General features: G+C 71.0%; 1 protein-coding gene. It reads left to right on the forward strand.

Translation table 11 applies throughout. The features are described from left to right. Window positions 1-2068, forward strand: a 2068-nt coding sequence (locus tag ACE3TL_RS16930; RefSeq protein WP_374579827.1) for a DNA translocase FtsK, incomplete at its 5' end; no start/stop codon positions are given. Window positions 2069-2110 lie beyond the last annotated feature (42 nt).

Raw genomic sequence — 2110 nt, forward strand, 5'->3', positions numbered from 1 at the left:
TGCCAAGGTGCGCCTGCGCGCGGCGATCGGAACCCTCGGCGTGCTGGCCCTGGCCGGCCTGCTGGCCGCCCCGCCGGCCCCGGCGGCCTGGCCGCTGGCCAAGGGGCTGGGCGGCTTCTGGGGCGACGGGCTGCTGCACGTTATCGCCGGCCTTTTCGCCTACGCCCATATTCCAGGCGGGGTGATCATCGCCAGCCTGCTGCTGCTGGCCGCCGCCGCCGCCGGCATCGGCTTCGCCATCGGCGTGCGCCGCGCCGAGCTGACCGCCAGCATCGACTGGCTGCGCCACGCCCTGCAGAAGGCCCCTGCCGCTCCGCCGGCTCCGCAGAAGCCGGCCCGCGCCTCGGTCGCGCGCCGCGCCAAGGCCGCCGAGGAAGCGGCCGCCGCCCCGCCGCGGCCGGCCGCACCCCCCGCGCCCGATGCGCCGCAAGCCGAGGCGGAAACTCTGGACGATGCGGACGCCTCGGGGGCGGCCAACTCCGTGGCCATCCGCCAGCCCAAGACCGCGCCGAAGGAATCCGGCCGCGAGCAGCGCGAAGCCCAGGGCGCGTTCGATTTCGTCAAGACCAGCGGCTTCGCCCTGCCGGAGCTGGCCATGCTGGCCAAGCCCAAGCCTCGGGCCTCGATGTTCGACGAAGGCGCCCTGCGCCAGAACGCCCAACTGCTGGAAAGCGTGCTCGCCGAATTCGGGGTGCGCGGCAATATCGACCAGATCCGTCCCGGACCGGTCGTCACCCTCTACGAACTGGTCCCCGCCGCCGGGGTGAAGTCGGCCCGCGTGGTGGCCCTGGCCGACGACATCGCCCGCTCGATGTCGGTGACCGCCTGCCGCGTCTCGGTGGTGCCGGGCCGCAACGCCATCGGGATCGAGCTGCCCAATGCGCGGCGCGAGACCGTCTATCTGCGCGACCTGCTGGCCAGCGCCGAATACGAGCGCTCGACCCAGGCCCTGCCCATGGCGCTGGGCGAGAACATCGGCGGCGAGCCCTATATCGCCGACCTCTCGAAAATGCCCCACCTGCTGATCGCCGGCACCACCGGCTCGGGCAAGTCGGTGGGCGTCAACGCCATGATCCTGTCGATCCTCTACCGGCTGCCGCCCGAGCAGTGCCGGTTCATCATGATCGACCCGAAGATGCTGGAGCTGTCGGTCTATGACGGCATCCCGCACCTGCTGGCTCCGGTCGTCACCGACCCGAAGAAGGCCATCGTCGCGCTGAAGTGGACCGTGCGCGAGATGGAGGACCGCTATCGGCTGATGTCGAAGATCGGAGTGCGGAACGTCGCCTCCTACAACGAGCGCGCCAAGGAGGCCGCGGCCAAGGGCGAGCATTTCGAGCGCACCGTCCAGACCGGCTTCGACGACAACGGCCGACCGATCTACGAAAGCGAGCGGATCGACCCAAAGGCCATGCCCTATCTGGTCGTGGTGATCGACGAGGTGGCCGACCTGATGCTGGTCGCCGGCAAGGACGTGGAAGGCGCGGTGCAGCGCCTGGCCCAGATGGCCCGCGCCGCCGGCATCCACCTGGTCATGGCGACCCAGCGCCCGTCGGTCGACGTCATCACCGGCACCATCAAGGCCAATTTCCCGACCCGGATCTCCTTCCAGGTCACCTCGAAGATCGACAGCCGCACCATCCTGGGCGAGCAGGGCGCCGAGCAGCTCCTGGGCCAGGGCGACATGCTCTACATGGCCGGCGGCGGCCGCATCACCCGCCTGCACGGCCCGTTCGTCTCCGACGGCGAGGTCGAGGCGGTGGCCAAGTTCCTGCGCGACCAGGGCGAGCCGCAATACCTGGAGGACGTCACCGCCGGCGGCGACGAGGACGGGGACGGCGGCGACGGATACGGCGACGAGGGCGGCGGCTCGGGCGACGATCTCTACGACCGCGCCGTGGCCGTAGTGACCCGCGACCGCAAGGCCTCGACCAGCTACGTCCAGCGCCGCCTGCAGATCGGCTACAACCGCGCGGCATCGCTGATCGAGCGGATGGAGAACGAAGGCGTGGTCAGCCCCGCCAACCACGCCGGCAAGCGCGAAGTACTGGTGAGCGCGGCGCCTTAGCGCCAATTCCTCCCCCGCTGGGGGAGGTGGCGCGCGCAGCGC

This window comes from Phenylobacterium sp. (assembly GCF_041920015.1).
Taxonomy (GTDB): Bacteria; Pseudomonadota; Alphaproteobacteria; order Caulobacterales; family Caulobacteraceae; genus Phenylobacterium.